The 7160-nt window shown below is 38.9% G+C and carries 6 protein-coding genes; all 6 read left to right on the top strand.

Annotation, left to right across the window (positions count from 1 at the left end; genetic code table 11):
• Window positions 1–1460, top strand: a 1460-nt coding sequence (locus ACKI5B_RS12545; RefSeq protein ID WP_407429283.1) for a hypothetical protein, incomplete at its 5' end; no start/stop codon positions are given.
• Between the two features lie 52 nt (window positions 1461–1512).
• Window positions 1513–2463, top strand: coding sequence for a hypothetical protein (locus tag ACKI5B_RS12540; protein WP_407429281.1), 951 nt, complete (start codon window positions 1513–1515; stop codon window positions 2461–2463).
• 27 nt (window positions 2464–2490) lie between these two features.
• Window positions 2491–3510, top strand: a complete 1020-nt coding sequence (locus tag ACKI5B_RS12535; RefSeq protein ID WP_407429279.1) for a hypothetical protein — start codon at window positions 2491–2493, stop codon at window positions 3508–3510.
• Between the two features lie 107 nt (window positions 3511–3617).
• Entirely contained in the window at window positions 3618–4757 is a 1140-nt protein-coding gene (locus tag ACKI5B_RS12530) for an IS110 family RNA-guided transposase (RefSeq protein WP_407429277.1), read from the top strand.
• Between the two features lie 299 nt (window positions 4758–5056).
• Complete coding sequence (locus ACKI5B_RS12525; protein WP_407429275.1) at window positions 5057–6475, top strand: CsgG/HfaB family protein; 1419 nt, start codon at window positions 5057–5059, stop codon at window positions 6473–6475.
• A 466-nt stretch (window positions 6476–6941) separates the two neighbouring features.
• On the top strand, window positions 6942–7160 hold a 219-nt coding region (locus tag ACKI5B_RS12520), incomplete at its 3' end, for a PBECR4 domain-containing protein (RefSeq protein ID WP_407429273.1).

The raw sequence follows: 7160 nt of genomic DNA, 5'->3' as shown, positions 1-7160 counted from the left end.
CTGTTGTTTTTAGAAATAGTGAATCGTCATTCTTTGATTGCCCTGTTGAATCGCTTCGTCTTTCTTATTCACTTGAAAAAAACAAAGGCTTTTTACTTTCTCAAATTCTCATTGTTTTTAAAAACAATGATGAAAATATAGATAAAATTGTCAAATTAACGGAAATATTAGTTCAAAAATATAATTTACAGCGTAAGACTTTTTTTGTTCATCCATCAACTGGGCGTGAATTACAAGCGTTTGACAGTGTCGACAAGAATTATATTATTTTGATTTTCTGTGAAAAAGGTGCAAAAGAGACTTTGAAAACTGAACAAAAATTGGCATCTTTTTTAAATCCTTATAAATATCAATATGAGCTTTTTTTAGGTACGCCTTTTTATGTTTTAAATAAGTTAGATGAAAATCAGCAAGATTTAAGGCTTGTAACACTTCTTGCTGCAAATTATGCGTTGTCATCTGAATCAGAAAAGCGATTCCTTGCTTTTTGGGATTCTGATGATAAGAAAAAGTATTTCTCTGATTTTGCTACGAAAGTTCAGCAAGTTTTTGATGAGCCGAGAGAAGATTTTGATTTTGATAAGATTTCAAAACAATTTGAAGAGCTTTTTATAAAAGAAGAGTCTGATATTTCAGAAAAAATTGCTGCGGCAAAAGAAGCTAAACGCTTGGCTCGAGAAAAAAAGAAAACTGAACAAAAAGAAAATGGTGTTGAGCAAAAGCCAAAAAAGAAGATAAAAAATCTTCCAAATCTCGGTGATGTTATGCCAGAGTATATTCTGAAGGCCGCAAAACTTAAAACTGACGACATGGAAGTTTTTGATCGATTGATGGAAAAATGGCTTGATGTTTTCTCCCGTCCATTGTCATTTACCGCTGCTTATGATTCAGAAGAAATTGAAAAGGAATCAAAAGAAATCTTGTATGAAGCTGGAATAGACTCACCATTCGGCGAATATAATTTGGATTCTTGCTATAGAAGTTTATTGGAAGGGCTTGATAATTATTTGACGACTGAATATAGCAGAATGTATGAAGGTGATGGATATGAGATACGACTTTATCTTGGTTCGTATATAATTCCTCGGACACGGAACTCAAAAGAACCAGAACGAAGCGAAGCTGTTCATTTGGAATATAGAAAGTATACGGATTCAGGTGAGGCAAAATCAATGATATTCAACTTTTATCCGTATGCTGAAATTGGAACTCGTTTGGAACTGCGTTATGTAGATGAAAAGCAAGAAATATCATCCGGCATTATGATTATTCAGAAACCAGAAGGACAGGTTAGCGAAGGTCTGAGCCTTCAAACGCTGCTTGAATTTGGCAACTACAAGAAAGTTCAAAAGCATTTCGAAGATTTCCTTGAACAGCTATTAAGAACTGAGGAAAATCTTAAAAATGATGCATATAACGAATATAAAGAAAATACTCTCGATGGCCTTGATGATTTGTAATTGCTTTCTTTTTTTGGAATAGAAAAAGAAAAGTTTGAAAAATAGGTAAATAATGAAACGAACCACAACTTCTCTTATAATGCTGGTAGCCTTTTTGATTTCAGGGCAGTCTGCATTTGCGGAAGATTTTCTTAATAATTCATCTTACATCGCTCAAACTGGTTACGGGGGAACAAAAGAGTCTGCTGAGAATGCCGCTCTTGCTGCAATTTCAAAGTTCTTTCAGATGAACATAGAAGTCAAGGCTGAGGAACGAACGACTGTTACAAATGTCGGCGCAAACAGCACAATGACCGAAGAAGTTTTTGTCAATTCTCAGACTGAGCTTTTTGCGGTTCATTATACGAAGCCAAGGTTTGACAAAAAGCAAAAACAATACGAAGTGACGGCATACATTGACCGTGAGGAAGCGTGGCGGATTTATGAGCCGAAAATTGAGGATTCCGTGCAGAGTTTTGAGCAATTTTATTCGAATGCAATTTCTCAATCGGACAACCTTTCTAAAATCATCGGACTTTCGAGAGCTTCAAAAGAAGCAAAACAAAGCGAACTGATTAAAAAACTAGATTTTGCAATGATTTTGAATCCTGACCGTGCTGAAAAATATGGTGGAACTCGTAACAAAATCTCAGACATTGAAGCTTCAACTCGAAGGCTTGCGAAAAATTGCTCTGTTTCTGTAAAAGTTTCTTCGGATTACGAGGAGCGGATTTCAAAAGCCGTCAAAGGAACTTTCTCAAAAATCGGAATCAAAACATTGAACGAAAACGCTGAATATCTTTGTTCTGGAGAAATCTCTGAGAACGTACAAACTCTCCCAGCTGGAACTTTTTTTACGCCGTCTTTTACGATTCAAATTGAAAAGGCTGGCGAAGTGATTTATTCGGTAAGCAGGCAGCTTAAAAAAATAGGGGCAAAGAATGAAGCTGTTGCAAAACAACGAGCTTTTTCTGCAGTTGCAGGAGAGATTCAGAAATCTTTACAAAGCGAATTAGCCTTTTAAAGGCACAAAAATATTTTGGAGGAAAATATGAAAAAAATTTTGATTGGATTTGCTGCGATTGCGGCAATTATGGCGACAAGCTGTGGAAGCACAAGTAATGTGGCTTCAAATGTGAGTACAAAGCCTGCGTCAAACTCTGGCGTAACTGTCGCTGGAAAAGAGACGACCGTTGTTGACTGGGACGGACGCACACTCGGAACAGAAGCAACTCCGGCTTGGCTTGCTCCTGCCGTTCGTGGTGATTTTTCTGCGTATATATCTGCTTTCAAAAAGAAGGACGGCGATGTTTACCGTCGTTCAACTGGAACTGGTGCGGATGTTCGTTCTGCAACAATGCGGGCTGATATGGCTTATGCTAGAACGATTGCTCGAGAACTTCAGCAGTCAGTCAATGTCTATGCTGCAGAACAAGCTCGCTCTGGTAATTTAAGCGATGCAACCAGACAGGCGATTGAGGAAGTCACAAAAACTCAGTCAAATGCAGAGATTACTGGACATCAGAAAGCAACAGAATATTGGCAGCAGGTTGTTGAGGTTGATCCGGTTTCTGGTGAAAAGAAATCAAGTTATATCGTCTATCAGATTTATCAGATTCCTGCAAATACTTGGGCACAAACTACGGCAAAATATGTCAAACAAGTTTTGGGTGGCGTTGCAGACGAGCTCAGCCCTGAGCAGGATTTTGTAAAGGGGTTGGTAAGCGAGATGATGCATGATGCCCGATTCCCGACTGTTATGAGTCAGGAAGAAGCAAAACAGAAGGCAGAAATCAACAAGCAGATGGCTGATGTTCAGGCATCACTTGCACCAGCACAGCAGAAAGCCGCCGCAGAGCAGGAACTTGCAAAAATTATGCAGAACGCAAAGACAGAGCGCACAAAAATTGCAGCTGATGCCAGCGTAAAAAAGACGGAAGCTGTAGCAGATGCGACAAAAGCAGCTTACCTTTCTGGCAGCCCTGTTTACCAGTCTGCAGCAACTGTAACTGGTGCAGACAAAGAATGGGCTGATGCCGAGGCTCTTGCAGCATCAATCTTGTTCAACTAGACAATATGTAGTGCCATCCAGTTTGTAAAAACGTGGATTTAGCTCCAAAATAGTTAATGACTAAATTAACAGTATGGGCATTACCTCATACAAAGTGGAGGCACTACATGGAAATTATAACACGAAACGAAAAGATTTTGTACATTGGAATTGATGTTCACAAGGACACCTATTCACTTTGCTGCTTTGACTTTTTCAGAAATGAACTTTCTGATGAGATGACAATAAAAGCAACAACGAAAGCTGTAATAAAATACCTGGAGGCAATACAGAAAAAACACAAGGAAGAAATCTTGTTCGCCTGCGGATACGAAGCAGGACCAACAGGTTACGGTCTTTGCCGCGGATTACAAAAGGCTGGTTATGGCTGCGTAGTTATGGCACCGACAACAATGTCGAATCCGGATGGAAAGAAACGGGTAAAAACAGACAGAATTGATGCAAGGGCAATAGCGAGAATCCTTGCATATAAATCTTACAGTCAGGTTTATCTTCCGAGTGAAGAAATGGAGGCCTTGAAGGAATATACAAGAGCAAGAGATGCAAAGAAGAAAATGTTTAAAAAAGCAAAGCAGGAACTTCTTTCTTTCCTGCTGAGAAACGGAAAATCGTATCCTGAAAGCGGAAATTACTGGACTGAAAAATTCTTCAAATGGATAAAGACCGTTCAGTTTTCAGAAAAATGGATGCAGGAGGCTTTAAATGAGTATCTTTCGGAAGTTTACAGTCTGAAAGCAAAAATTGAATTGATGGATGCAAGAATTCGAGAAATAGCGGAGCTTGAAATTGTAAAGGACAAAGTTGACAAGCTTATCTGTTTTTCTGGAATTGATGTAATCACTGCTGTGGAAACAGTGGTTGAAATTAATGATTTTTCAAGATTTGCGACGGCAGCTCAGTTCGTAAGTTATCTTGGTCTTTGTCCTGGAGAAGATTCCAGCGGAAAGACTAAAAATATGCTTCCGCTCACGAAAGCAGGGAATAAGCGCGTGAGGGCTTTGTTCTGTGAGTCAGCGAAGGCAATAAAACGGACGAATCCTTATGGCGAAAAATCCAAAAGGATTCTTGAAAGGCAAAAGAATGCAAGCCCTGAAATCGTAGCGTATGCGGACAAGGCAACGAAACGAATCAGAACGAAAATGAAGCATCTGGAGGAACGCGGTAAAAATTACAACGTTTCTTCCGCAGCTGGTGCAAGGGAACTTGCTTGTTTTGTATGGGGAATGATGAACTACAAAATAGCTTAGTTCATTATTCATATTTTAAGTTTTTGAAATAAAGAAAAGGTGGAGGAAACGAGGCATGATTCAGTTATCTTCGTTTCTCCTATGGGCTAACAGGAAAAAATCCTGCGAACTCCCGTTCCTAGACAGAAAGAACTTTTGGCGGATCATTGACCTGTCGGTAATGGTGGAACAAAGTGTCCTCCTAAATCCACGAATATCAGGATGGTCTAGTGCCGAAAATCTCGATTTCTAAAGCCTTTTCTTTTTTATATTTTATTGTTTTGTCATTGACAAATGGCACAACATATCAGGAGAATTAAATGAAAAAAATCATCGTCACATTATTTTCTATGATGATGATTTTTTTGTCTTCATGCGACTCAACTGCGGAAGTAAGTAATGTGGCCCAGACGACAGAAAAGTCATCATCGGTAAAAGAAATAAAATCAGAAAAAGATTTATACAAAGGTGCAGGGCTTGTGATTGCCGTCACAGCACCGGAAGTACGAAATGGCGGAAAAGGTGAAAGCTGGATGCCACAGTTCTTTCAGGATTCAATTACTGGAAATCTTGCGAAGTATTCAAAAATGACCGTTCTTGACCGTGCCAATGAGGATTTGACAAAGGCAGAGCAGGAACTTGGTGAGACTGGCTTTTACACCGAAGAAAATGCTGTTCAGCTTGGGCAGATGACAAACGCACAGTATGCAGTCTTTGGCTCCATCACGGCACTTTCGTCTTCCTATGAGCTAAACTTCCGTGCAATAGACATTACCACGAATGAAATCAAGGCAGCTTACAACGACAGGGTTGGCACAAAAGAAATTGAGGACGGAACAACTATTCGAGCAATTATCACAGAATTGCTCGACGGTCTTGGAATCGGTTTGTCTGAAAAAGAAAAAGCTCAGCTTGCTAAAACCGATAAAAAATCCTTGAACGCAACAAAATCGCTTGCAAAAGGTGCCGCCGCAGAAAAAGCAGACAATCTGATTGAAGCACTTGCGTTCTATGCAGAAGCACAGAAAGATTCATCAACAAGCAAGGAAGCTCGTATTTCTATGAGTAAGATGCTTGACGGTAGTTTTTCAGGCAGTGACATAAGCGACTTGAAGGCAAAAGCTAAGTATGGTGAAGAACAGAAGGAAAAATGGGAAAAAATACTCAAAGATTTGGCAGGATATGTTGCTAAAAATAGCGTAATTTTGGTCTACGATTTTTCCAACATAAAATCTGAACTTTCGAGCGACAATAAAAGCGTAAAACTTACTGGATTGCCCGGTGCAAAGTTGGTGTTCAACCGCTACACAGTACTTGTCGCAAAACAAGTCTTGACCGAGTGGGAAAAGACTAAGGCAAATAAAGCAAATGAATATTGGACTCGAAATGTAAATACAAGATATCTTTCGCCATTTTCAGTAGACGATTGGGGAGTTTTTCATTTTATTTATGGGCGCGGTGGTACTTTAGAGTATGGCTTGTATGACAATACAGATTATCGAATAAAGAAAGGTGAAATTCGACTTCATACAGGAAACAATGCGGATTTCAATGTAAAACCCCAAAATCGCTACTTTGATGATACGCAATTTAAGCAGATTGATATGACCGTAAATTTATCTGATTTACCAGATGATTCAATGTTTGAATTTAGACCCATGCAATGGAGATTCGATTCTTCGGGTAATGTTACCTTCATGACACTTGAAGAATACAACGAGTGGGCAAAAAATCAGTAAACAGCAAAATTTGCCGTGCCATTTTGTACGGCAGAGCTTATTGAAGGAGATTATAAAAATTATGGAAAACATATTACTTGCAAAAACTGTGGAGCCAAATTGATTGTCTACGAAGTTAATTCTATGCCTGGTAACAGAGAAGAAGAAATAGCATATTGTATACAGTGCCATAACGAAGTCTTGAGAGGCTTTATTTCAGGGATATACAAGGCTTGTTATGATACAGACAATGAAGATTCAGTTTCGCTCTCTTGACATCTGCACAATCTGCCGTTAAATTATAGTTGTAGCAACAAGTGTGCTGCCTAGGCGTTGAAGTGAAGTGTTCTGCCCAGAAGGAGTGCTTCATGGAGTCCCCTGACGGTTAATATTTTACCAAAACTGGGCTTAGGTCATTCGCGAGTGGCTGAAGGAAAAATACTTGTAAGGCTCTGCCAATGTGCAGGGCTTTTTTTTATTTATTTTTATGAACAACATTCTTGATTCTGCAAAAAATTTTTCTCATCTCCTTGATATCGAATATGAAATAATTCTTACCAAAAAGGGAAATCAAGTCAGACCCCTCATTTCGTTTGAGAAGATTCATTTCTACCATCTTGCAGGATTACAGTATCTTAAGGATATTCACGAACTTGATAATCAGCGTGAAATTGTATTCGATTGGATTTTATCCGAATCAATCAAA

It is taken from the genome of Treponema sp. (genome assembly GCF_045657965.1).
Taxonomy (GTDB): Bacteria; Spirochaetota; Spirochaetia; order Treponematales; family Treponemataceae; genus Treponema_D.
Note: the sequence above shows the minus strand (reverse complement) of the source record. Positions and strands in the feature narration are given on the sequence as shown.